The organism is Agrobacterium sp. ST15.16.055 (assembly GCF_027956555.1).
In the GTDB taxonomy this organism is placed as follows: Bacteria; Pseudomonadota; Alphaproteobacteria; order Rhizobiales; family Rhizobiaceae; genus Agrobacterium; species Agrobacterium salinitolerans.
Genome location: NZ_JAQKGN010000034.1, coordinates 1 through 975, shown reverse-complemented (window position 1 = coordinate 975; position 975 = coordinate 1). Strand labels below are relative to the sequence as shown.

The following is a 975-nucleotide window of genomic DNA, read 5'->3' as shown; positions in this document are numbered from 1 at the left end:
CTGCTAACCATGGGGATCTCCACCGTGGTGATCGGCCTGCTGCCCGGCTATGAAAGCATTGGCATTGTCGCGCCGATGCTGCTGGCGCTGGCGCGTTTCGGTCAGGGCCTTGGCCTCGGCGGGGAATGGGGCGGCGCAGCGCTGCTGGCTACGGAAAACGCCCCGGCGCGCAAGCGCGCCCTGTATGGCTCCTTCCCACAACTGGGCGCGCCGATCGGCTTCTTCTTCGCCAACGGCACCTTCCTGCTGCTCTCCTGGCTGCTGACCGACCAGCAGTTTATGGAGTGGGGCTGGCGCGTGCCGTTTATCTTCTCCGCGGTGCTGGTGATCATCGGTCTGTATGTTCGCGTCTCGCTGCATGAGACCCCGGTCTTCGCCAAAGTGGCGGCGGCGAAAAAACAGGTCAAAATCCCGCTGGGTACCCTGTTGACCAAACACGTCCGGGTGACGGTGCTGGGCACCTTCATCATGCGGGCCACCTGTACCCTGTTCTACATCATAACCGTCTACTCGATGACCTTCAGCACCGGCGCGGCGCCGAATGGCCTGGGTCTGCCGCGTAACGAAGTGCTGTGGATGCTGATGATGGCGGTGATTGGCTTTGGCGTGATGGTGCCTGTCGCCGGCCTGCTGGCGGACGCCTTTGGTCGTCGCAAGAGCATGATTATAATCACCACCATGATTATTTTGTTCGCCCTGTTCGCCTTTAAACCGCTGCTGGGCTCCGGCAATCCGCTGCTGGTCTTCGCCTTCCTGCTGCTGGGCTTAAGCCTGATGGGACTGACCTTTGGCCCGATGGGCGCGCTGCTCCCGGAGCTGTTCCCGACGGAAGTGCGCTACACCGGCGCGTCGTTCTCCTATAACGTGTCGTCGATCCTCGGCGCTTCGGTCGCGCCGTACATTGCCGCCTGGCTGCAGGGTAACTACGGTCTCGCGGCGGTCGGCACCTATCTGGCGGCGATGGCGGCGCTGACG

1 protein-coding gene is annotated in these 975 nt (G+C 62.8%); it reads left to right on the top strand.

From position 1 onward, the window contains the following. Positions 1–24: 24 nt before the first annotated feature. Positions 25–975, top strand: a 951-nt coding sequence (locus PL599_RS22695; RefSeq protein ID WP_271359894.1) for an MFS transporter, incomplete at its 3' end; no start/stop codon positions are given.